This is a genomic window from Actinomycetospora sp. 2LY8.5 (assembly GCF_057180585.1).
Window position 1 is genome coordinate 172,322 of record NZ_JBXUHE010000003.1, and the last position, 22,552, is coordinate 194,873.

The window sequence follows — 22,552 nt, forward strand, 5'->3', positions numbered from 1 at the left end:
CCCGGGCGAGCGAAGCGACGGGAAGGACCCGGGCGAGCGAAGCGACGGGAAGGAATCCTCATGGCCACCTCAGGGACGGGACGGGCCACCACCGGGCCGATGCTCCGACTGCCGGCGGCGCCGGAGGCGCTGCGCAGGCGTCGGGTGGGGGTGACCACCGCCCTGCGGTACTTCGGACCCGGGGCGATCATCGCGTCGCTGACCATCGGGAGCGGCGAGTCCATCCTCGCCTCCCGCGAGGGCGCCGTCTTCGGGTACGCCGTCCTGTGGGCCGTGCTGGTCGGCTGCCTCGCGAAGGGCGCGCTGGTCTACGCGTCGAACCGCTACATCACCCTCACCGGCGAGCACCCGATGCGACGCTTCGCGCGGGTGATGCCGGGCCCGCGTGGCTGGTTCCCGATCGTGCTGGTGGTGATCTGCTTCGCCTCGTTCCCGGGCTGGGCCAGCGGTGTGGCGACCGCGCTCGGTGACTACCTGGACGCTCTCGGCCTCGGCAACGCCACCCTGTGGGCCGTCGGCGTGCTGGTCCTCGCCGCGGGACTGTCCTTCATCGGCGGTTACGCGGTGCTGGAGAAGGTGCAGATCGCGATCGCCGGGATCATGGTGCTGCTGGTGCTCATCGCGGTGTTCGTGTCGAACCCGGACTGGCTCGCCGCCCTGCGCGGGCTGCTGCCGATCATCCCCGACTACGCCCCGTTCGTGGCCGATCGCTACCCCGACGTCGTCGAGACGTCGGTGTGGGTGGAGCTCGCGGTGTTCATGGGCGGGCTCGGCGGCGGGATGTACGACTACATCGGCTACACCGGCATGTTGCGCGAGAAGAAGTGGGGGATGCTCGGCCACCGGGACGCCGACCGGATCGAGGAGGCCCTCGCGGCGGAGGACGATCGCGCGCGGATCCCGCTGTCGACCGATGCCGAGGACGTGGCCAACGCGCGCGCCTGGAGCCGGGCCCCGCTCTACGACATGCTCGCGGCGTTCCTGGCCCTCGGTGTCATCGCGACGGCGTTCATGATGAACGGGGCGACGATCCTGGGTGCTCAGCAGCAGGTGCCCGAGGACAACGACGTCCTGACCTACCAGTCCCAGTTCTTCGGCGTGGTGGCGCCGGTGTTCGAGTACTTCTACATCGTCGCGATCGTCATGGTCCTCTTCGGCACGATCTACGCGCTCTGGGAGGCGTACTCATGGACCGCGTACGAGAGCCTCGCGGCGGTCTCGGAGAAGGTGCGGGCGCGCGGGCAGCGCGGCATCCGGCCCCTCGTCTACGGCTGGACCGGTGTCATCGCCCTGGCCGCGATCCTCTCGGATCTGAGCTTCACTGACCTGATCACGCCGGCGTCGATCCTGGGCGGTGTCTTCGCCTGCGGCATCTACGGCGCCGGACTGCTCTACGTCGACTGGACCAACCTGCCGGCTCCCTACCGCATGGGCCGGGCGCTGCGCGTGCTGGTCGCCCTCGGCTCGGCGTTCCTCACCGTCTGCGGCCTGATCGCCATTCTCGAGCTCGTCGGGGTGATCGCATGAGGACCGTGTCGTGGCGCTACGTCCTGCTCGGGCTGGGGTTCCTGGCCCTGGCCGGTGTCCGCGCGGCGCAGGGGGCGCCGGTGTGGGCGGCGGTCTTCGTGCTCGCAGGCGCCGCCAATGCGTGGCTCGCGCTCGCGGGCGGACGCGGGGAGGTCGCCCGGACGCCGGCCGCCGACATCGACTCCCGCGAGGTCGAGGGCGAGCGGGCACGGTGCCTCGCCGCGCTGCGGCGATGGCAGGTCCTCGGCCTGGGCGGCGCGGCGCTCGCCGCCGGGCTCCTGCTGCTCGAACCACCCCTCGCGGTGCTCGGCGGGGTGGCGGCGTTGGTCGCGGTGTCCCGGGCCCGCCGGGTGCGGCGCTACGCGGCCATGTTGCCCGCATCCGCCGGCCACGGGCTCTGACCCGTCGCCGCTCACGCGGCGGGGTACCGGGTCGGGGCCGTGCGGTCGCTGTCCTGGTCCGGGGTCCCAGGCTGTCGACGGCCCAGAGCTGGCGCTGGTAGTCGCCGAACCCGTCCTGGAAGGTCAGGGTCTTGTCGATGACCTCCTGCGGGCTGCCGACGGACAGCGGCGTCCGGCTCGCGTCGTCCTCGAGGCGGGTACCGCGGAACAGGGTGTGGTTCTCGACGTACGGGCGGAACGCGGCGTAGGCGTCCTGCGACCGGCGGGCGATGTACGCGTGGCCCCCGAGCCCGACGATCGCCTGGTCCCCGGGCCCGTGCCCGTGGTGGGAGAAGCGCTCCCGGTAGAAGTCGACCAGGGGCTTGAAGTGCATGTTGGGCGCCAGGATGTGGTTGGCGAAGTAGCCGTTGCCGTCGTACGCCGCCTGCTCGGCGATCTCGGTCATGCCCCGGGGGAGGCCACGCGGAACCGCAGATCGCCGTCGACGTCGAGCCGGGCGAGCTCGGCACGCGAGGCGATGCCGAGCTTGGGATAGACGTTCGCCAGGTGGTGGCCGACCGTGCGGTGGCTGATCAGCAGCTGCGCCGCGATCTCCCGGTTGGTCAGGCCCTCGGCGGCCAACCGCGCGACGCGCCGCTCCTGGGCGGTGAGCCCGGCCGGTGGGCCCGCGGCGTCGCGGACGCCGGACGGCTCGGTCAGGTCCCGCTCGCGCAGCGCCCGTGCCCGCAGCGGTGTCGCGCCCAGGCGGGCGAAGGTGTCGGCGGCCGCGGCGAGCTCGCGCCGGGCGTCGGCACGGCGGCGCGCCCGCCGCAGCCACTCCCCGAACAGCAGGCGGGTGCGGGCGTGCTCGAACGGGTCGTCGCCCGCCCCCGCCTCCTCGAGCGCGGCCCGGAACGAGGCCTCGGACCCGGGCCCGCCGTCGTGCAGCGCGCGGAGACGGTGGCCGGCCGCGCGGGCCCAGGCCGCCCCTGTGCGCTCCGCCCACGTCTCCACCGTCGCGACCCGGGACCCGACGACGTCCGAGCGCCCGACCTGCGCCGCCGCCTCCGCGGTGTCCGGGGCGGCGAGCAGCGCGAACGTGGTGTGGGCGGCCTCGTGAGCGGGCTCGCCGAGCGGGAGCAGGTGCTGCAGCGCGTCCTGCGGCCGCCCGCCGAACAGCGCCGCCCGGCCGCGGTGCCAGTACACCGAGGCGCTGAGCGCCCGCACGCCGCGCGGGGCCGAGACCGCCAGGGCGTGCGCGGTGTGCTCCTCGACGAGGGCGTCGTCGCCGCGGGCCGCGGCCAGGCTGGCCACGCAGAGCCGGCACTGGGTGGCGACGTGGTGCGCGCCGGCCTCCTCGGCCAGCCGCAGGCCCTCGGTCGCCGAGGACTCCGCCGCGTCCCACCGACCGGCGTGGAGATCGAGGACCGCGGTCTGGGCGAGGACCATCGCCAGCGCGGCGAGCTCGTGGCGCCGGCGCAGCTGCGCGGCCCGCAGGCTTAGCACGTCGTGCAGCGGACCCTCGACCCCCCAGGCCTGGACCAGGGGCACCGGCGGCAGCAGCTCCCACGGGGCGGCACCCAGCCTGCCGACCGTGTCGCCGCTCCCGCGCGGAGTGGTGGGCGCGACCCCGCCGGTCTCGTCGTAGCAGGCCCACCAGGCCCGCAGCACCGGCATGACCGCCGACAGGTCCGGATCGCCGTCGGTGTCGACGGCGAGCAGTCGTCGCAGCGCCTCCTGCTGGAGGCCGGACCGACCGGCCGACCACGCCGCGCGGACCGCGACCGTGCCCAGCTCCACGGCGCCGCGGGTGCTGCCGACGAGCGTCATGTCGCGGGTGAGGTAGTGGTGCGCACGGTCCGGTGTGCCGTCGGCGAACTCGAGGATGCCGCGCAGCCCGCCGCTGCGCCGGGCGACGAGCTTCTCGCCGCCCCGGCGTTCCGCGTCGTCCAGGAGCCGCCGCGCCGTCTCGGCGTGGCCGGCGTCCCACGCGGCGCGGGCGGCGGCGGCCAACCGTCGCGCGGCGTCCGCCGGTTCCGGCGACAGCTCGGCGGCGCGACGGAGCGTCCGCGCCGCCATCGCGTCGGCGCCGCGGTGCAGGCACCGCGCGGCCGCGCTCTCGAGCATCGCGGCGACGTCCTCGTCGACCGTGTCCGCGGCGGCGGCCAGATGCCACGCCCGTTCCTCGACCGCGTCCCCCGGCAGGGCCGCGGCGATCGCCCGGTGCGCGGCCTGCCGCTCCGGAAATGAGGCGCCGTCGTAGATCGCCGCGGGGATGAGCGGGTGCCGGAACTCGAGGCGGTCTCCCGAGGCTCGGAGCAGGCCGGAGCGCAGGGCCTCGTCCCAGGTGGACGCGTCGACGCCCCATCCGGACCCGGCACGGTGCACGACGTGACGGTCGCCGCGGCCCTCGGCGGCGGCCAGCAGCAGCAACGCCCGGGTCGGCGGCTTCAGGGCCTCGGCCCGCGCGCAGAACGCCCGCCGCAACCGCGGCCCGACCGGCACCGACTCCCCGGACGGCCCGCGCGGCGCCTCGTCGTCCGCGCCCTCGAGGGTGGGCAGCTCGTGCAGCGCCAGCGGGTTGCCCCCGGCCCCGCGGACCGTGCGGTCGACCAGCGCCGCGTCGGCCTTGGGCACCGCGGCGTCGACGAGCCGCCGCGCCGCGTCGTCGGCCAGACCCGCGACCTCCCGCGAGGGCAACCCCTCCCACGGCCCCGCGTCGGGGTCCTCGTGCCCGGTCAGGAGCACCACGACGGGAGCGGTCCGCACCCGCCGCGCGACGAAACCGAGACAGTGCGCGGTCGCCTCGTCGACCCACGGGGCGTCGTCCACGACGACGAGCACCGGTCGCTCCCGGGCCAGGCCGGCGAGCAGCGAGAGCACGGCGGCGCCGATGAGGAAGCGGTTCGCCGGGTCCTGACTCGTGCCGAGCGCCCCGCGCAACGCCGCGGCCTGCGGGTCGGGAAGCGTCTCCAGCCGGTCCGCCACCGGCCACAGCAGCTCGTGCAGCGCAGCGAAGGCGAGCCCGGTCTCCATGCGCGTGCCCCGGCACCGCAGCACCGTGGCGTCGGACGCGGCGGCGACGGCGTACTCGAGCAGGGCGGTCTTGCCGATCCCCGGCTCGCCCCACAGCACGAGCGCGGACCCTGCGCCGTCGCCCGCCCGGGCCAGCAGCTCGTCCAGGGCCGCGGTCTCGGCGCGCCGCCCGAACAGCTCCATGGTCACGCAGCCTCTCCGTCGCCGTGACGACCGATCCGACGACCGATTCGCCGGGGTTCGCGCGGCCCGACACTCGGCACGTGAACCACCCCGCACGTGCCATCGTGCCCGAGGAGGACGGACCGGGATCGCCGCCGCGGTCGGCGTCCGCCCGCGCGCAACGGAACCTGTTCGAGGTCCTCGACGGGACGTTCGGTCCCGACGGCGGCGAGCCGGTCGTCACCGGAACGGACGTCGTGCTCGTCGCGGACGGCCGAATCCGCGCGCTCCCCACCCTGCTGGACACCAGAGCGGAAGGACGGAACCGATGATCAGCCCGGCGACGACGAGCTGGCCGAGCCTGCCGGTCGAGGACTGGACGCCCACCCGCGAGACCCTGCACATGTGGACCCAGATCGTGGGAAAGATCCGAATGGCCCACGCGCCACTGCTCAACCACTGGTGGCAGGTGACCCTGTACGTCAGCCCGCGCGGACTGACGACGTCGACGATCCCGCACCGCGGCGGGGCGTTCGAGATCGAGTTCGACTTCGTCGGCCACACCCTCGAGGTCTGCAGCAGCGACGGCGGGATGCGCAGCCTCCCGCTGCGGCCGATGTCGGTCGCCGAGTTCTACGCCCGGACCCTGGACATGCTCGCCGAGCTCGGGATCGAGGCCCCGATCCGGCCGCACCCCAACGAGGTCGAGCCCGCGATCCCCTTCGCCGACGACCACCAGCACGCCTCCTACGACGGCGAGGCGGCCGCGCTCTTCTGGCGCCAGCTGCTCCAGGCGAACCGGGTGATCGGCGAGTTCCGCTCGCATTTCGTGGGCAAGGTCAGCCCGGTGCACTTCTTCTGGGGCGGGATGGACCTCGCCTGCACCCGCTTCTCCGGCCGGTCGGCGCCGCCGCACCCCGGCGGGGCCCCGAACTGCGGGGACTGGGTCATGGTCGAGGGCTACTCCCGGGAACTGTCGAGCTGCGGGTTCTGGCCGGGAGGGGGAGCGGAGGGCGCCTTCTACGCCTACGCCTACCCCGAGCCGGACGGTTTCGCCGATCAGACCGCGGGGCCCGAGGGCGCGTTCTTCAGCACCGCGTTCCAGCAGTTCCTGCTGCCCTACGAGGCCGCCCGCGCCGCGCCCGATCCCGATCGCGCGGTCGCCGAGTTCCTCCACGCCACCTACGCCGCCGCGGCGGATCGCGGGCACTGGGACCGCTCCGCGCTGGAGGACGACCCGTTGCGGTGGGCTCGAGGCCGGTGACCTTCGGCCGGAGGTCGCGGCGTGCGCCACCCCCGGCCGGTCGGATCAGTCGGTGGCGACGCCCATCGCGGCGGCCATCCGCAGCTGCGGCACGGCTTCGTCGTGACGCGCAGGTCGACGGTGAGCGGCTCGCCGCGGTTGGCGCGATCCCTGCTACCGTGCGCCCAACTGCTTGCATCTCGCAATCACTAGGGAGGGCCCATGACGGACACGACGTGCCACATGTCGATCTCGGTCGACGGCTTCGCCGCCGGACCGGACCAGCGACGCGACAACCCGCTCGGGACGCGGGGCGTCGAGGTGCACGGGTGGCACATCGGCGACCCGCGGGCGAACGAGGCCGACGAGATCGCGAACGGCTGGCTCATGCGCCCCCGCGGGGCCTACGTCATGGGACGGAACATGTTCGGGCCGGTCCGCGGCGAGTGGGACGAGGACTGGCGCGGCTGGTGGGGGCCCGAACCGCCGTACCACGCGCCGGTGTTCGTGCTCACCCGGCACGCCCACGACCCGATCGAGATGGAGGGTGGGACGACGTTCCACTTCGTCACCGAGGGCTTCGACGCCGCCTACGCGCGGGCGTCCGAGACCGCGGGCGACCGGGGGGTGGACATCGCGGGGGGCGCCTCGACCGTGCGGCAGGCGCTGATCGCCGGCGTGATCGACGAGTTCACCCTGGACATCGCCCCCACGCTCCTGCACTCCGGCGAGCGCCTGTTCGACGGCGTCGCGTCCTTCGACTTCGAGCCCGTCGAGGTGCTCCAGTCGCCCCTGGCCACGCACATCCGCTACCGCCGGGTCGGGTGATGGTCCGCCCGGACCGGCACCTCGGTGCGGGTGCTGCGCTCGTGGTCTCGGTGGACAGCGGCTCGGGACACACGATCGCTCCGGGTGCTCCTCCGACCCGATCTGACGGGGTTCCCCGGAGCACCCGTGGCGATCATGTACCGGCTCGTCGAGGGTCAGGTGCGGGCCATCGCGGACTTCCTCGGCATCGGCGGCACCGGCTCCACCCTCGTCGGGTCTCGGCGGACCGTCGCCGACCAGCCACTCTCGACGTGCTTCGGAGCCGAGCCGCCGGTGGCGTCGTGGTCGATCCCCGTGGACGGGTGGCCGTGGTCCGCCGGCGGGCCGGGACCTGGTCGCTGAGCGGTCCTACGTGGTGAACCACCCGGACGGGCCGAGGCTCGTGCCGGCCTCCAGGCGGGGCGCGTACTGGTCGTAGAACACCGTGGCGATCAGTTCGCGGCGGCTGCGGACGCCGGCCTTCTCGAAGATCGATTTCAGGTGGTCCTGGACGGTGTAGCCCGACAGCTCGAGGGCGCGGGCCATCTCGGCGGTGCTCACGCCCTGCAGGGCCAGGGCGACGACGTCCCGCTCGCGCCCGGTGAGGCCCAGGGCGGCCACGACCAGCGGCACGATCTCGGGCGGCCTGGCCTCCTCCAGGGTGACGACCACCTCGGCGGCCCCGCCGTCCGGGGCGAGCAGCGGTGAGGCGTGCCCGACCAGCCAGTGACCGGTGCGTGAGCGCAACCGCATCCGCGGCACCGTGGGGTACTGGCCGCGGGCGAACCGTCGGGCGGCGCCGACCAGGGCGCGCACGCTGAACGGCAGCGGGCCCCGGCCGATCGGCTCGCCCGTGAGGAGCGCCAGCCCGTCGGCGGCGCCGACACTGAGGCGCACGAGCTCGTCCGCGCCGTCGACCACCAGGACGACCGGCCCCTGTGCGGCCGGGAGCAGTGCGGTGCCCGCCGACGCGATCGTCCCGGCGCGCAGCCCGACCGCCAGGGCCGTCCGCACGCCACTGAGGTATTCCTGCTCCGCGTCGGTGAACGACGACCGGGCTCCGTCGCGGAACAGCGCGAGGAACCCCCAGGACGCGCCGTCGCTCTGGAGCGCCATCCGTGCCTCGTCGCCGATGTCCCAGTGGTGGTACAGATCGCTGAACCGCGGCGAACTGCGGAGGTCCCCTCCGGTCTCCACCATCGCCGTGGCGACCCCGCCCGGCCGTCCCGCCACGACGTGGAAGTTGAACGGATCCGGCCCCTCGTACTCGTGGAAGATCCACTGCTCGTCGTACTCGTCGCCGACGCCGCCCCACTTCACGTTGCCGGTGATCAGGTTGGTGGCGGGATCGGCGGGCGCGAGGCACGCGACCGAGAACGGGACCGCGCGGGTCAGGACGTCCAGGGCGGCCCCGGCGAAGGTCGGCAGGTCGAGCCCGGCCGTGGCCAACGACCGGATCTCGAGGCGGGCCCGTTCCGCCGCAACGTGCACGATCCGAGTGTGATGCGCCGGACATCCTGATCGGTATCCCCAGTTCTCTGGGGTGTTCGACGGCCAGCTTCGTGGGATGGGCACGGCGGCGGCGTGGGGTCACGCTGCTCGCCGAGACCCGTACGGGACAGCGAGGAGCAGCCATGGACACCACCACCGTCGCGCAGCGCACCGGGTGGGTGCGCACCGCCGGGATCGTCGGTCTCGCCGGCGGTCTCCTCGCCGCCGGCGTCGGCCTCTACGAACTGGTGACCCTGCCCATGGAGGTGAGCACGACCTCGGGTCTGCGCAACGCGCTGCTCCACGTGGCGACGATCATCGCGCTCGCCGGGCTGGCCGCGCTCGGGGCCGCGGGCGTCGCGTGGTGGGGCCGGGCCGGGATCGGCCTGACGATCCTGGGCTTCGTGGCGCTGACCGTCGCGGAGGTCCTCGAACCGGTCGACCCGGCGACGGCCACGACACTCTTCGAGCTCGCCCCGCTGGTGATCGGGCCCGGCCTGGTGCTGGCCGGTGTCGCGGTCCTCCGCGCGCGGCGGTGGTCGGGGTGGCGTCGTTTCGTCCCGCTCGCCTGCGGGGCCTACGTGCTCGTGGTCTTCCTGCCGGTGATGATCGCGATCGGGACCGACGCGGCCTTCTGGACCGTGTTCGTCGGTTTCGAGCTGGGCCTGGCCGCGCTCGGGCTCGCCGTCACCCAGGAGGCGTCGGCCGGCTTGCGCGTCCCGTGACCGTGTGTCGCCGTGGTCCGTCGTCGGACAATGCGAGCTCCTCCTGCTTTCCGATCCACATCCGTTTGCTTGTGGGCGCCTAGCGCATTCGTCGTAATGGATCTGTGACGACAAGAAAATAGTGTCGAGATTCGCACGGAAGGCTTTCGTGCGGCATCGATCGCGGGGAGGGTGGCTCCGCCGTTCGATCCGGGGGAGGTGCGGGACGTGACCGTTCACCACGGCCGCCACGAGATGCCCGGATGGCGCGGCTACCTCCCGGACAGCGTCGACCGGGCCTCGCGGGGACCCGGACGACGCGGGGGGCTGCTCCGGCGCCGCGCGGTGGCGGTCGGTGCGCTCGCGGCCTGTGTCGTGGCGGGCGGGGCCGCGGCGACCCACATGAGGCCGGTGTGGCGACCGGACCCGTCACCCGGGCCGGTCGACACCTCCGGGTCCGTCCTGGCCCGGAGCTCGGCGTGGTTGCGGGACGCAGGCCCCGTGCTCGGTGCCGTCGAGTTCGAGCTCCGCCGTGTCGAGGATGTCCGGCACCAGTGGCAGACGTCCCCGATGGCGCGGCGCGCGGGGCCGGCGCCGAGCGCGGTCACAGCCCTGCTCGAGCGCCGGGCCGCGCTGGAGCGCCATCGCGAGACGTTGCGCACGGCGATGGCCGCCGTCCGTGCGGAACCCGCCTCGGAACCCCTGCTGACGAGCGCCCGGGAGCAGCTCCGGGCCGCGCAGCAGATGCTGCGGGACCTGGGCGCCGGCCGCGGCGTGCTCGGGGATCCGATGGAAGCTGCGGTCCTGAAGCTCGTCGGCGACCGCAGCGGCCTCGCCGCGTCCGGAGGCGATCCCCCGACGGTGCAGGCCCTCGGGATCCCGACGCGGAGCAATCCGGTGCGGCTCGTCGCGGCGGTCGACGCGAGGACGACCCGACCGGTGGCCGTCGAGGGTTCCTCGGTGGCGAGCGCGGCGGCTCCACGCGAGCCGTCGCCCGGGTCCTCGGTGCCGTCGGGGGGTGCCGAGGGCCCGGATGCGGGCCGTTCGCTCCGATCGACCCCGGAGGCGGAACCCGACGCGCCCGCGCCGGACCCGCCCGCCCCGGACCCGCCCGCGCCGGCGGCGCTCGAGGCGGACCGTGCGAGTCCCGTCCAGCCGGTCACCGAGGCCGCGCCAGCGAGCGATCGGCCAGCGACCGATGGGTCCGTCGCAGCGCTCGACGGCTCGGCGCCGACGGCCGAGAACTCGATGTTGACGTTCGGCGGCACCCCGCCGGAGGACAAGGACCCCACCGAGGCGCCGGAGCAGGACCTGCCACGCGACGCGTCCACCTCGGGTGAGACCGCGGACGACGCCGACACGGACCCCCAGGAGGCCACGTCGCCGGACGTGTCCGACACGTGAGGGGCCCGGACGCCCGTCCCGCGGAGCAAGGCGGGCACGGGCGCCCGGGCACTCGGAGCGCGGGGTACCAGGCGTGCACCTGGGGCCGTGGTCGCGGTCTCGGCGTCGGTCGCCGCGGATCAACGGCCGACGCAGACCCCCGGCTGCCTCCGCATCGAGCGGCGGTGTCGCGTGGGTTCCCGTGGTCCGAGCACAGGGCCCGCCGGGGGACGTGACCTTCTCCACCGGTCCCGCCGTGGCCGACCGCGGCCCTGATGCGTCTGTTGTACGCGTCATGCGCTTCTGGGACAACGGCCGTTCGGTGGCCGAGCGCGGCACGCTCGGCGTGCTCGGTCTGGCGGCCGCGGCGGTGGCGGCGGTGGGCCCCTGTTTCGACGAGCGGGTCACGGCCGGGCGCGGATGTCAGATCTCCTGGCCGTCGCGGGTGATCGATCCGGGAGGCCAGTCGGCGAACGGACGCCGCACGGGCAGCACCATCCCGTGCCGGCGCTCCTCGACGGCGTCGTCGACGCGGATCGAGCGGACCCGTGCGTCCAGGGGCGCCCAGCCGCACCGTCGGTAGAAGGGCCGGACGTGCGCGTCGCAGGTGAGGAACCCGTAGGGGAGGGCGAGCTCGGTGAGGGTGGTGGCGACCCTGCGCATGAGCGCGGCGCCGAGACCCGTGCCCTGCTGATCGGGGTGGACCGCGACCAGCCCGACGTCGCCGACGAGGACCGAGCCGTCGACGGTGCGCAGGAAGCGCCGGACCACCGCCGCGTGGGCGATGATCTCGTCATCGCGACGACCCAGGAGGCGGAGCTCGGGCCGCGCCCCGGCCCAGCTGCGGTCGGGCGAGAACCGGCCGGCCGACGACGGGTAGGTGCGTGCCAGCAGCGCGGCGACCGCCTCGTGGTCGACCGGCGCGAGGGACGTCTCCCAGCGACTCGTCCACCGGAGGGGCTCGGCCTCGGAGGGCGGAAGCGCTCGCGTCCGCACCGACTCCGTCGAGGTCACGCGCGCCTCCATCCCTGCTGTCCTCGCCTCCGGAGAGGGGCAGCACCAAATGTAGGCTCATTATGCCCGTTCGTCGCCGTCGGGGCGACGACGACGAGTCGGTCCGCGCCGTCCACCGCGTCCTCGATTCGCCCATCTCGGCCACCGGGACGCGCTGACCGCGACGGCACCGGAGAAGGATTCCCGGATGCGCCTCGGCCGGCGGAGGTTCGCGTCGCCGACCGTGCGGGTACCGATGTGACGGAGAGCACATCGTTCCCGTGGTCCCGGGTGGAGCCCCCGGCGGGGCCCGAGCGGAGGAGGAGTCACATGGCCGACAGCGTCTACCGGGTGACCGAGGTGATCGGTACCAGCGACCAGGGGTGGGAGGCCGCTGCGCGGAACGCGGTGAGCACGGCCGCCGCATCGGTGCGCGACCTGCGCGTGGCGGAGGTGCTGGAGCAGGACGTGGTCATCGAGGACGGCCAGATCAAGACCTTCCGCACGAAGCTCGCGATCTCCTTCAAGTACGGAACGGACGGGTGATCACGCCGTAGCGCTCCATGCCCGAGCGCGCCAGAAGGCGGTGAGCACGCGTGCGGCCCGGGCCGGGTCCTCGGTCATCCACCAGTGGCCCAGCCCGTCGAGCACCGCGATCTCGGCGCCCGCGCGCTCCGCGGCGCGCCGACGGAGCTCCTCGGTGCCGCCGAACGGGTCCGCGGTGGCGAGGAGCGCCAGGCCGGGGCGAGCGGCGAGGGTCGCCAGTCCCGTGCCCAGCTCGGCCATGACCGGTTGGGCGGCGGAGCGGTAGAGCGCGAGGATCGCCTGCTTCATCTCCTCGCCCTGGACGCCCGCGATCTGCAGCGCTTCGGCGTGGCTCACGCCGAGCTGCTCCATCTGTTCGGCCCGCTGGACGGGGGTGCCTCCGAGCATCTCCTCGAGGTGGGCCTCGCCGTCCCCGGGCGTCTGCCACGTCTGCGCGAGGGCGTGCCACACGTAGTCCGGCTCGAAGAGGCCCAGCGCGTCGGTGGCCCAGCTGCGGACCAGCTCCGGGCGCGCCATGAGCGCGGTGCCGAGGTGGCCGCCGCCCCAGTCGTGGCCCAGGAGGTCGACGGGCCGGTCGAAGCGCTCGAGCTCGCCGATCAGCCAGTCGCGATACGCCGTCACGGTGGCCGGGAAACCGGCCGGCAGCGGCACGCCGAAGCCGGGTGGGGACAGCCGGACGACATCGTCGACGCCTGCGCGGGCCAGCTCGGCGACGAGGGGGTCCCACACCGCCGCGCTCTCCGGGTTGCCGTGCACCAGTGCCACCGTCATGGTGCCGCATCCTGCTCCGTCCATGTCGGTGCCGCGACGTGAGGATGACGCTCCGACTGCCACGAGCAGGGTCCGGCATCGTGCTCGCCCTCGCCCTCGACCTGGCTCTGCGGCCCCGAGTGCCTCGGGTCTCACCTCGCGAGGGGCTCGTATCGGTAGGTCACGCACCCATCGGCGTCGAGACCGACTGCGGCGAAGCCCAGCTTCTCGACGGCTCGTCGGGCCGCGACGTTGTCGGCCTCCACACCGGCAAGGACCGGTAGGCCCGAGCGGAAGACCGGTTCGGCCAGGGCCTGGCGCATGACCTCACCGAGCCGACCGATGCCACGCCAGTCGGGGAACAGCAGTACCGCGACCCAGACGGCGCCCTGGTGTTCCTCGGCGTCGAGGTATCCGATCTCGACGCCGTCGTCGAGGAGCATCCAGCCGTGTCGGCGCGGGTCGTCGCGCACGAGGCGCCACCACGTGTCGGCGGGCATGCCCAGGCGCGCTGTCCCGGCCGGGTCACCCCGAGCGACAGCGTCCAGGATGGCGACGTCACGCTCCTGGAGGGCTCGCAGGGACAGCATCGGGGGCAGTCTGGCAGGCGCGCGGACCCACGCGGGTGCGCTCGTCGCCCTGGCTCCTGCTCCGGCCACGGTGACCGGCGCAAGGTTCGTCGTTCCGCGGCTCGACGGGAGCTGGTGCCCGACGCCCGGCCGGAGCTACCATCCCACGCAGGCGATGGGGCTCGCCTCCAACCGCAGGTCCTCCTGCTGACGGTCCCTGTTTCGGTTCCGACCGGGCAGGAGGCCGCATGCACCCAGCTCCCTTCCCGCGCCGTCTCGGGCGCACCACGAGATCGGCGAGCAGCTCGCGGTCGGGGACCCGTGGCCGGCCCGCCGACCGACGGGGCCGCTGCAGCCGCCGAGCTCCACCGCACGCGAGCTCGCTCGCGCACACGGTTCAGCGACCGACCCCGCGGCACTCCCGGTCCACGGCCGGGCCCGTGGTCGTCGACGTTCGTCGGAAGGAGCGACCCATGACTCGTGCGGAGCCTCCCGAGGGGGAGCACGGCGCCGAGGTGACCGGCCCCGAGCTGCGCACCGACGGCCCTCGCGCGAGCGCGGAGCCGACTACTCACGTGGTGCTCGGTTACCGCGCCAGCCCGTACGGCGAGGTCGTGCTGCGTCACGGAGCGGACCTCGCCATGCGACTCGGGGCCGCCCTGCACGTGGTGCACGTGGTGGACCTGTCCGACTACCCGATCGACCCCGACTCCCCGGACTGGGAAGAGCAGGCACAGCAGACCCTCGCCGCCGAACAACACGACGTGGAGAACACGCTGGCCGACTTGCCGGGCTCGTGGACCTACCACGCCGCCCACGGGGACCCGGTCGCCCTGCTGCGCCAGGTCGCCGACAGCCACGACGCCCTGATGTTCGTCGTCGGCAGCCGCGGGGAGAGCGCCGGGAGCGTCATCAGCCGCCTGCTCGGCACGAGGCCTTCGGTGTCGCACGGACTGATCGCGCGCAGCCACCGACCCGTCCTGGTGGTCCCGCCGCATGCGGCCGACGGGTCGTGAGCGTGACCCAGGGCGGCGACGGGGGACGTCCGGCGTGCCGTACCTGACTCGAGCCGCCCGAGCGCGCCGGCGCTGGGCGGCCAGGGCGTGATCACCGTGGCCGGGACGTCGAGTTACCGTCAGGCATGGGTCTTGGCCTTGCGCCGCCACTGGGTGAGCGCGCGCTCGGTGTAGCCGTTGGGCTCGGTCCCGCCGGTGAAGACCAGCTCGAGGGCGGCCTGGAACGACTCGCTGTTCTCCAGGTCCGGCGTCATGGGCGGGTAGCCGTCCTGGCCCTCGTTCTGCTCGTCGACCAGCGCGGCCATGCGGGCGAAGGTCTCGCGCACGGTGTCGGCGTCGACGACGCCGTGCTCGAGCCAGTTCGCGATGAGCTGGCTGGAGATCCGTAGCGTCGCGCGGTCCTCCATGAGCCCGACCCCGTCGAGGTCGGGCACGGTCGAGCAGCCGATGCCCATCCCCACCCAGCGCACGACGTAGCCGAGGATCGACTGGGCGTTCGTCTCCAGCTCCCGGCGCACGTCGTCGTCGGACAAGGTGCTCGGGTCGATGAGCGGGAGCTCCAGCAGGTGGCGGCGGTCGGCCGTCTCCCGGTGCGCGATCTCCTCCTGGACGGCGTGCACGTCGACGCGCAGGTAGTGCAGTGCGTGCAGCGTCGCGGCGGTCGGCGAAGGCACCCACGCGGTGTTCGCGCCCGCCTTCGGGTGCCCGATCTTCTGCTCGAGCATCTCGGCCATCGCGGCGGGCTTGGCCCACATGCCCTTGCCGACCTGCGCGCGGTGGGAGAAGCCGGCCGCCAGGGCGACGTCGACGTTGCGGTCCTCGTAGGTCTGCAGCCAGACCGTCGACTTCATGTCGCCCTTGCGCAGCACCGGCCCGGCGGCGAAGCAGGTGTGGATCTCGTCGCCGGTCCGGTCGAGGAACCCGGTGTTCACGAAGATCACGCGGTGCGCGGCCTGGCCGAGACAGGCCGACAGGTTGGCCGTGGTCCGTTTCTCCTCGTCCATGATGCCGATCTTCAGCGTGTTCGTCCCGAGGCCGAGGGCCTCCTCGACCGCCGCGAACAGCTCGACGGTCAGCGCGACCTCGTCCGGCCCGTGCTGCTTGGGCTTGACGACGTAGACGCTCCCGGCGCGCGAGTTGGTGTGCGGTCCGAGCCCGCGCAGGTCGTAGAGGGCGGCGACGGCGCACACGAGCGCGTCGAGCACGCCCTCGGCGGTCTCCTCACCGTCGGCGGTGAGCACGGCGTTCGTGGTCATGTGGTGGCCGCAGGTACGGACCAGCATCAGCGAGCGACCCGGCAGCGTCAGGGTCGAGCCGGCCGAGTTCCCCGCCGCGGTGTACTCCCGGTCCGGATGGACCCGCCGGGTGACGGTCTTCCCGCCTTTCGTGAACTCCGCGACGAGGTCGCCGGTCATCAGCCCGAGCCACGTGCGGTAGGCGAGCGCCTTGTCCTCGCCGTCGACCGTCGCGACCGAGTCCTCGAGGTCGACGATCGTGGTCACGGCCGACTCGAGCACGACGTCGCTCACGTCCGCGTGGTGCTGCCGGCCCACCTGCGTGGACGGGTCGAGGACCAGGTCGAGGTGCAGGCCGTTCCGGACGAGCAGCACGTTCCCCCGGCCGTCGGCGTCGGGCGCGGTGAACCCGGCGAACGCCGACGGGTCGGCGAGGCCGACCGTCCCGTCCGCCGTGTCGGCGGTCAGCCCGTCGGTCGACGGGCGGTAGGCGGTGACGTCGGCGTGGCTCCCGCGCTCGAGCGGGAACAGCTCGTCGAGCAGCTCGTCGGCGGCCTCGATGACCTGGGCGCCGCGCCGCTCGTCGTAACCCGGGGCGAGCTCGTGGTCCTGGGGGAGCGCGTCGGTGCCGTAGAACGCGTCGAACAGCGAGCCCCAGCGGGCGTTCGCGGCGTTGAGTGCGAACCGCGCGTTGGTCGCCGGCACCACCAGCTGCGGGCCGGGGACCTCGGCGATCTCCGGGTCGACCCGGGCCACGTCGATGGTGGGGACGCTCGCCGGCTCCGTCCCGAGGTAGCCGAGATCGGTGAGCAGCTTCTCGTAGTCGTCACGGGAGCCCGCGCCGTGCTCGGCGTGCCAGGCGTCGATCCGCCCCTGGAGCCGGTCGCGCTCGACCAGCGCCGTCGCGATCCGCGGCGCGAACCGCTCCTGCAGACGGGCCAGGATCGACCAGAACTCCTCGCCGGTGAGCTCGACCTCCGCGAGCAGCTCGTCCTCGACGAACGCTCGCAGGTGCTCGTCGACCTTCAACCCGGATCGCTCGGACATCGTGGACACGGACCGACCGCCTCTCTCACCTGCTGGATCCATCGGCACTCGTGACGACGACGCGCAGCGTCGTCGTCGGCGTAGCTCCCCGCACCCGGTTCGGTGGCGACGCCGGGGCGGTTCGCGTCTGGCGGCGGATCGCTGCGCCCAGCCATCATGCTGCACGCCGTTGCGGTCGGGAACGAGCCGGAGGTCGACATGTCGCAGCTGGGTGTCGGGCGCGGTGACACGGCACTGGAGCTGATCGGCGTCACGCCGCCGTCGGCCGGTACGTTCGAGCGGCAGCTCACCGCGCTGCAGGCCTACCTGCGCGGGGAGTCGGTCGATGCCGAGGGTTTCGCGAGCCACATCACCTGGTTGCCGCTTCCCGAGGAGGCGAACAGTGCGGATCGCGCAGTCGACACGTTCGGGCTCGGCGCCGACCCTCACGTGATCGACGCGGGCGCGCGGATCGGCGACCAGGTCACCGGCGAGGCCAGGACGACGTCGCCGCCGAGACGGTCGGCGATCATCAGGGACGCCTCGACGACGGTCAGGAAGACGGGCTCTTGCGTGGCTGGTTGGCGTCCCCGACCAGCCACCCGGCGACGGCGTTGAGTTTCATGTTGGTGTCCTGTGAGGACTTGACCAGCATCTCGAACGCCTCGTCACTGTTCAGACCGAAGCGTTCCATCAGAATGCCCTTGGCCTGCCCGATGACGTCGCGAGAGTCGACGGCGGCACCGAGATGAGCGGCGTGGTCGGCACCGTAGATCAACGCACCGGCCTGGGCCGCGAACAGCCCGGCGGTCACGACTGCCGTCACGTCGAAGGCGTGGCGCCGACCGGAGTACAGGTTGAGCGCGGCCCGGGCGCCGCCGCGCTCGCTGACGACCGACGTGGACAGCATCGACAAGGTTCCTGCTTCCACGGCGTGGGGCGCGAAGCGGGGCCAGCGCTCGGCGTCTCGGCCATCAAGGTCGTGAGCCAACAGGCATCCATCCGCGGGCGGGTCGTCGGCGGCACTGATGCACGGACCTTCGCCGAGCCGACTCTGCAGCTGGTCGAGCTCGTAGACCGCGTCCGTGGTCGCGTGGCTGGTGCGGACGTCGCGGTCGTGGGTGCGCGACAGCCCTCCACCGGCAGCCGCCGGGACCAGGGCGACCGCGGACACGATGAGCTGGCTGAGCAGCGTGTCCCGATCACGGATGCTGCGCATGTCGATCAGATTCTGCGCCGCGTCGCGCATGGTGTGGACGAGATCGGTATCCGGTGTGCCCATGGCTGCGGGCCCCTCGCGCGGGGGTGTGCCTGCGCCGGGCGGGACAACGCCGAGGCGCGGGCCGGTCAAGGGCCAGCTGGTTGAGGCCTTGTGATCACGGTACAACTCATACGCTGTCTGTCCACCGGACGGGACCGGACGGTCTTCGTCGGCGGCGTCGGCGTCCAGCAGTGCGACGGCCGGTCCGACCTCGTTGAGCTCGCCCTCGCGGGACGGGACCCGCCTGCTGCGGGACCCCCGTGAGGACTGACCGGGCGGCTCGTCCGCGAAGCGTGCTCAGGGGGACCCGTGCCCGGAGAGTTCTGAGTCGCGCGAGTCGGTGGCCGGCGGGACGGTCCGGTTGGTGCTCCGGCGACGACCCGCAGAGCTCGGCCGGAGGTCGAGTCTGCGCAGGAGCTGGGCGTTGAGGGCGACGACCACGGTCGAGGCGGACATGAGGATCGCGCCGACCGACATGGGCATGACGAACCCGAGGGGGGCGAGGACGCCGGCGGCCAGCGGCACGGAGATCAGGTTGTAGCCGGCCGCCCACCACAGGTTCTGGGTCATCTTGCGGTAGGTGGCGCGGGAGAGGTCGATGACCGAGATGACGGTGCGCGGGTCGTCGCCGGCGAGCACGACGCCGGCCGAGCCGATGGCGACGTCGGTGCCGGCGCCGATGGCGAGCCCGACGTCGGCGTGGGCGAGTGCCGGGGCGTCGTTGACGCCGTCGCCGACCATGGCGACGCGGTGCCCCTCGTCCTGGAGGGCGGCCACGGTGGTGGCCTTGTGCTCGGGGCGGACGCCCGCGAACACCCGGTCGATGTCCAGTTCGCGGGCCACGGCGTGCGCGACGGCGGGGGAGTCGCCGGTGGCCATGACCACCTGGAGCCCGCGGTGGTGCAGGTCGGCGACCGCGGCGCGGGACTCGGGGCGCACGGCGTCGGCGAGGGCGAGCGCGCCCGCGACCCCTCCGTCGACGACGACGTGGAGAACGGTGGCGCCGTCCTCGCCCCAGGCGTGCGCGACGTCGAGCTCGTCGAGGCCGGCCTGGTCGAGCAGGCGCGGACCGCCGACCCGCACCCGCCGACCCTCGACGACTGCGGAGACCCCGAGCGCCGGCGTGGAGCTGAAGTCGGCGGCTGCGGGTGGGGTGAGTCCGCGGTCGGCGGCGGCGGCGACGATGGCGCGCGCCAGCGGGTGCTCGCTGTCGGCCTCGGCGGCCGCGGCGAGGGCAAGGAGGTCGTCGGCCCGGCCGTCGACGGCGCGGAGGTCGGTGACGGCGGGCTCGCCGCGGGTCAGCGTGCCGGTCTTGTCGAAGACCACCGTGTCGACGGTGCGCATGCCCTCGAGGGCGAGCCGGTCGGTCACGAGGATCCCGGCGCGGGCGGCGCGCTCGGTGGCGATGGCGACGACCAGCGGGATCGCCAGCCCCAGGGCGTGGGGGCAGGCGATGACGAGGACGGTGATCGTGCGGACGATCGCGTCGTCGGGCAGTCCGATCAGCGACCAGACCAGGGCCGTCAGCACGGCCGTGCCCAGGGCGAACCAGAACAGCCAGCCGGCCGCGGTGTCGGCCAGGCGCTGGGCCCGGGAGCTGGAGTTCTGGGCCTCGCTCACCAGTCGGCCGATGCCGGCGAGGGTGGTGTCGTCGCCGATGGCGGTGATGCGGACGCGCAGGCCGGAGTCGGTGGCCACGGTCCCGGCGACGACGGGGTCGCCCTCGGACCTGGTCATCGGACGGGACTCGCCGGTGATCATGGACTCGTCGAGGGCCGCAGTCCCGGCGACGATCGTGCCGTCCGCGGGTACGCGGCCGCCGGGCCGGACCACGACGACGTCGCCGACGACGAGCTCGGCCGGGTCGACCTCGGTGATCTCCTCGTCGGTCCCCGTGCCGTCGACGCGCTCGGCGCGGTCGGGCAGCAGCGCGGCGAGGGAGTCGAGCGCGGAGGTGGTCAGCGCCAGCGAGCGCATCTCCACCCAGTGCCCGAGCAACATGATCACGATGAGGAGCGCGAGCTCCCACCAGAAGTCGAGCTGGTGGTGGAGCAGCCCGAGCACTGCACCCCAGGACGCGACGAACGCGACCGTGATCGCCAGCGCGACCAGCAGCATCATTCCGGGCCGGCGGGCCCGGATCTCCGAGACCGCGCCCGTGAGGAACGGTCGCCCGCCCCAGAAGAACATGATCGTGCCCAGGACGGGCGACACCCAGGCGATGCCGGGGACCACGGGCACGTCGTAGTCGATGATCATGGCGAACATCGGGCTGAGCCCCACGGTCGGCACAGCGAGCACGAGCATGATCCAGAACAGCTGCCGGAACCGGGCGACGTGGTCGCCGTGCCCGGCGTGACTGGTGTGCGCGCCGTCGCCGTCGGGGCTGTGCGTCCGTCGTCCCCGAGCGTCGCTCGAGGCTCGCTGTGTGCCCATCGGTCGTGACTCCCTTCGGCGCCTGGCGTGGACGTCTCGATTCAATACCCCCAGGGGGTATATGTGTCAACGGGCCTGGTCGCCGACGTACGAGGTCGGCGGTGTCGGCAGTGTCGGCAGTGTCGGCAGTGTCGGCAGTGATCGGGGTCGCTCCGCCGTCCGTGCGGGTGGGGGCGCGATTCCGACGGCTCGGAACGATCGGGGTTGATACCCATACCCCCAGGGGGTATAGGTTGAGGCGGAGCGACGAGGGAGGCAGCGATGAGCGGCTACAGCGGCGACCAGGACGCCTACCTGCGACGGATGCGTCGTATCGAGGGCCAGGTCCGCGGGATCGCCACGATGATCGAGGACGACAAGTACTGCATCGACATCCTGACCCAGGTCTCCGCGGCGACGCGCGCCCTGGAGGGGGTCGCACTGGGGCTGCTCGACGACCACCTGACGCACTGCGTGGCCGAGGCGGCCGCCGAAGGCGGAGACGTGGCCGAGCAGAAGATCGCCGAGGCCAGCGCCGCCATCGCACGCCTCGTGAAGTCCTGATCTCACGCACGACCGCGCTCCCGCCGGCCCCAGCGGCGGACCGGTCAGGACCGCACCCACCGAACACCCACGACCGCCCGACGCGAACGGAGACATCCGCCATGAGCCGGACCAGCACCTACACCGTCACCGGCATGACCTGCAGCCATTGCGCGACGTCGGTGCGCGGGGAGGTCGGCGAGGTGGCGGGGGTGAGCGATGTCGACGTGGACCTCGCCAGTGGCCGGGTCGTCGTCACCTCGACAGGGCCGATCGACGACGGCGCGGTGGAGGCCGCCGTGGCGGAGGCCGGCTACCGGCTCGAGGACGCCGGGAGCACCTCGTGAGCACCACGAGAACCGCGACGACGGCCCCGACGGCGGCAACCCCCGACGGCGACACCGACGGCGGCACCGACGGCCGGACGCACGCCGAGCAGCGTTCCTCGGTGCGCTCACGGTTCGACCGGCCCGTCGTCCGGCTCGGCGGGTTCGCCCTCGCCCTGGTTCTGGCCCTCGTCGTCGGCGGTGGGCTCGGCCTCCTGACCGGACCGAGCCCGATCACCCCGGCCCAGCCACCCGCGTCGACCGCAGCGGTGCCGGCCGCGACCAGCACCCCGAACGGAGACGCCGACGTCAGCGGCCTCGCGGTGTCCGAGGACGGCTACACGCTCGACGTCCGGGCCACACCCGCACAGCCCGACACCGTCGGCGAGCTGGCGTTCCGGATCGTCGGACCCGACGGCGCCCCGGTCACGGCCTTCACCCCCACCCACGACAAGCCGCTGCACCTGATCGTGGTGCGGCGGGACCAGTCCGGCTTCCAGCATCTCCACCCGGTGATGGACCCGGACGGGACGTGGCGAACCACCACCAGCCTGGCGCCCGGGGATCACAGGATCTTCGCCGACTTCGCGCCCGAGGGCCGCACCGAGGCGATGACCCTCGGCCGCGACATCGCGGTGGCCGGCCTCTATACTCCCGCACCGTTGCCGCCGCCCTCGACGACGGCCACCACGGCGGACGGCTACGCGGTGACACTGACCGGAACGCTGGTGCCCGGGACCGCGAGCCCGCTGACCCTGTCCGTCTCGCGCGATGGAGCACCGGTCACCGATCTGCAGCCCTACCTCGCCGCGTACGGCCACCTCGTCGCCCTCCGCACCGGTGACCTCGCCTACCTCCACGTCCACCCCACCGGCTCGCCCGGCGACGGGCGCACCCCGGCGGGACCGGCCGTCGAGTTCCTCGCCGAGGTGCCCTCCGCCGGCCCGTACCGGCTCTACCTGGACTTCGCCCATGCGGGCGTCGTGCGCACGGCGGAGTTCACGGTCGTGGCCACGACCGGCCCGGCCACCCCGGCGGTCGGCGCACCCGCGCCCTCGAGCGGCCACGGCGAGTCGGGTGCTCCCCATGGCCACTGACCACTCATCGACAGCAGTCGTCGGTGGCCTCCACGAGGTCGC

Annotated in this window: 22 protein-coding genes and 1 riboswitch; of the genes, 14 read left to right on the forward strand and 8 right to left on the reverse strand. The window is 73.5% G+C overall.

Annotated features, from left to right (window positions below; genetic code table 11):
* Positions 1-60 precede the first annotated feature (60 nt).
* Together AC2A1K_RS05220 and AC2A1K_RS05225 are read left to right on the forward strand one after the other, a co-directional pair.
* Complete coding sequence (locus tag AC2A1K_RS05220; RefSeq protein ID WP_483895264.1) at positions 61-1,527, forward strand: Nramp family divalent metal transporter; 1,467 nt, start codon at positions 61-63, stop codon at positions 1,525-1,527.
* Complete coding sequence (locus AC2A1K_RS05225; protein ID WP_483895265.1) at positions 1,524-1,928, forward strand: hypothetical protein; 405 nt, start codon at positions 1,524-1,526, stop codon at positions 1,926-1,928. The genes AC2A1K_RS05220 and AC2A1K_RS05225 overlap by 4 nt, the downstream gene beginning before the upstream one ends.
* Before the next feature lie 441 nt (positions 1,929-2,369).
* On the opposite strand, the gene AC2A1K_RS05230 is transcribed toward AC2A1K_RS05225, so the two are convergent.
* A complete protein-coding gene (locus AC2A1K_RS05230; protein WP_483895479.1) occupies positions 2,370-5,126 on the reverse strand; it encodes an ATP-binding protein in 2,757 nt (918 codons plus the stop codon).
* Positions 5,127-5,206: 80 nt separating this feature from the next.
* Between AC2A1K_RS05230 and AC2A1K_RS05235 the strand changes: the two genes are divergently transcribed.
* The 4 genes from AC2A1K_RS05235 (at position 5,207) to AC2A1K_RS05250 (ending at position 7,518) form a co-directional block, all read left to right on the forward strand.
* On the forward strand, positions 5,207-5,437 hold the full coding sequence (locus tag AC2A1K_RS05235; protein ID WP_483895266.1) for a hypothetical protein: 231 nt from the start codon (positions 5,207-5,209) through the stop codon (positions 5,435-5,437).
* Positions 5,434-6,369, forward strand: coding sequence for a DUF5996 family protein (locus AC2A1K_RS05240; RefSeq protein WP_483895267.1), 936 nt, complete (start codon positions 5,434-5,436; stop codon positions 6,367-6,369). Before AC2A1K_RS05235 ends, AC2A1K_RS05240 begins: the two co-directional genes overlap by 4 nt.
* A 201-nt stretch (positions 6,370-6,570) precedes the next feature.
* Complete coding sequence (locus AC2A1K_RS05245) at positions 6,571-7,176, forward strand: dihydrofolate reductase family protein (protein ID WP_483895268.1); 606 nt, start codon at positions 6,571-6,573, stop codon at positions 7,174-7,176.
* A gap of 126 nt (positions 7,177-7,302) precedes the next feature.
* Positions 7,303-7,518: a hypothetical protein gene (locus AC2A1K_RS05250; protein ID WP_483895269.1), complete on the forward strand. Its 216-nt coding sequence runs from the start codon at positions 7,303-7,305 to the stop codon at positions 7,516-7,518.
* A gap of 6 nt (positions 7,519-7,524) precedes the next feature.
* Here AC2A1K_RS05250 and AC2A1K_RS05255 read toward each other — a convergent pair whose 3' ends face one another.
* Positions 7,525-8,646 (reverse strand): response regulator transcription factor, encoded by a 1,122-nt coding sequence (locus AC2A1K_RS05255; RefSeq protein ID WP_483895270.1) that lies wholly within the window; start codon positions 8,644-8,646, stop codon positions 7,525-7,527.
* A gap of 143 nt (positions 8,647-8,789) precedes the next feature.
* Here AC2A1K_RS05255 and AC2A1K_RS05260 point away from each other — a divergent pair, with 143 nt between their 5' ends.
* Together AC2A1K_RS05260 and AC2A1K_RS05265 are read left to right on the forward strand one after the other, a co-directional pair.
* Complete coding sequence (locus tag AC2A1K_RS05260) at positions 8,790-9,371, forward strand: hypothetical protein (RefSeq protein ID WP_483895271.1); 582 nt, start codon at positions 8,790-8,792, stop codon at positions 9,369-9,371.
* 207 nt (positions 9,372-9,578) lie between these two features.
* Positions 9,579-10,754 carry a hypothetical protein gene (locus AC2A1K_RS05265; protein ID WP_483895272.1) on the forward strand — a complete coding sequence of 392 codons (1,176 nt, stop codon included), beginning with the start codon at positions 9,579-9,581 and terminating at the stop codon, positions 10,752-10,754.
* Positions 10,755-11,156: 402 nt separating this feature from the next.
* Here the strand turns inward: AC2A1K_RS05265 and AC2A1K_RS05270 are convergent, their stop codons facing one another.
* The gene (locus AC2A1K_RS05270; RefSeq protein ID WP_483895273.1) at positions 11,157-11,747 is read right to left on the reverse strand and encodes a GNAT family N-acetyltransferase; all 591 of its coding nucleotides are present in this window, start codon (positions 11,745-11,747) and stop codon (positions 11,157-11,159) included.
* 309 nt (positions 11,748-12,056) lie between these two features.
* On the opposite strand from AC2A1K_RS05270, the gene AC2A1K_RS05275 reads away from it, so the two are divergent.
* A complete protein-coding gene (locus AC2A1K_RS05275) occupies positions 12,057-12,272 on the forward strand; it encodes a dodecin family protein (protein ID WP_337705024.1) in 216 nt (71 codons plus the stop codon).
* Here the strand turns inward: AC2A1K_RS05275 and AC2A1K_RS05280 are convergent, their stop codons facing one another.
* Positions 12,273-13,043 (reverse strand): alpha/beta fold hydrolase, encoded by a 771-nt coding sequence (locus tag AC2A1K_RS05280; RefSeq protein WP_483895274.1) that lies wholly within the window; start codon positions 13,041-13,043, stop codon positions 12,273-12,275. It abuts the gene before it with no gap.
* A gap of 131 nt (positions 13,044-13,174) precedes the next feature.
* Positions 13,175-13,612, reverse strand: a complete 438-nt coding sequence (locus AC2A1K_RS05285; protein ID WP_483895275.1) for an N-acetyltransferase family protein — start codon at positions 13,610-13,612, stop codon at positions 13,175-13,177.
* A gap of 141 nt (positions 13,613-13,753) precedes the next feature.
* Positions 13,754-13,818, forward strand: a riboswitch (Fluoride riboswitch).
* Positions 13,819-14,064: 246 nt separating this feature from the next.
* Between AC2A1K_RS05285 and AC2A1K_RS05290 the strand changes: the two genes are divergently transcribed.
* Positions 14,065-14,607, forward strand: a complete 543-nt coding sequence (locus AC2A1K_RS05290) for a universal stress protein (protein ID WP_483895276.1) — start codon at positions 14,065-14,067, stop codon at positions 14,605-14,607.
* 119 nt (positions 14,608-14,726) lie between these two features.
* Here AC2A1K_RS05290 and AC2A1K_RS05295 read toward each other — a convergent pair whose 3' ends face one another.
* On the reverse strand, positions 14,727-16,889 hold the full coding sequence (locus AC2A1K_RS05295) for a malate synthase G (protein ID WP_483895277.1): 2,163 nt from the start codon (positions 16,887-16,889) through the stop codon (positions 14,727-14,729).
* A 198-nt stretch (positions 16,890-17,087) separates the two neighbouring features.
* Between AC2A1K_RS05295 and AC2A1K_RS05300 the strand changes: the two genes are divergently transcribed.
* Entirely contained in the window at positions 17,088-17,486 is a 399-nt protein-coding gene (locus AC2A1K_RS05300) for a hypothetical protein (RefSeq protein ID WP_483895278.1), read from the forward strand.
* On the opposite strand, the gene AC2A1K_RS05305 is transcribed toward AC2A1K_RS05300, so the two are convergent.
* Both AC2A1K_RS05305 and AC2A1K_RS05310 read right to left on the reverse strand, forming a co-directional pair.
* On the reverse strand, positions 17,422-18,117 hold the full coding sequence (locus tag AC2A1K_RS05305) for an ANTAR domain-containing protein (protein ID WP_483895279.1): 696 nt from the start codon (positions 18,115-18,117) through the stop codon (positions 17,422-17,424). The genes AC2A1K_RS05300 and AC2A1K_RS05305 overlap by 65 nt on opposite strands.
* 309 nt (positions 18,118-18,426) lie before the next feature.
* Positions 18,427-20,565 carry a heavy metal translocating P-type ATPase gene (locus tag AC2A1K_RS05310; RefSeq protein ID WP_483895280.1) on the reverse strand — a complete coding sequence of 713 codons (2,139 nt, stop codon included), beginning with the start codon at positions 20,563-20,565 and terminating at the stop codon, positions 18,427-18,429.
* A gap of 261 nt (positions 20,566-20,826) precedes the next feature.
* Here AC2A1K_RS05310 and AC2A1K_RS05315 point away from each other — a divergent pair, with 261 nt between their 5' ends.
* The 3 genes from AC2A1K_RS05315 (at position 20,827) to AC2A1K_RS05325 (ending at position 22,510) form a co-directional block, all read left to right on the forward strand.
* Positions 20,827-21,108: a metal-sensitive transcriptional regulator gene (locus AC2A1K_RS05315; protein WP_483895281.1), complete on the forward strand. Its 282-nt coding sequence runs from the start codon at positions 20,827-20,829 to the stop codon at positions 21,106-21,108.
* A gap of 101 nt (positions 21,109-21,209) precedes the next feature.
* Positions 21,210-21,434 carry a heavy-metal-associated domain-containing protein gene (locus AC2A1K_RS05320; protein ID WP_483895282.1) on the forward strand — a complete coding sequence of 75 codons (225 nt, stop codon included), beginning with the start codon at positions 21,210-21,212 and terminating at the stop codon, positions 21,432-21,434.
* 101 nt (positions 21,435-21,535) lie between these two features.
* Positions 21,536-22,510: a hypothetical protein gene (locus AC2A1K_RS05325; RefSeq protein ID WP_483895480.1), complete on the forward strand. Its 975-nt coding sequence runs from the start codon at positions 21,536-21,538 to the stop codon at positions 22,508-22,510.
* The last annotated feature ends 42 nt before the right edge of the window (positions 22,511-22,552 follow it).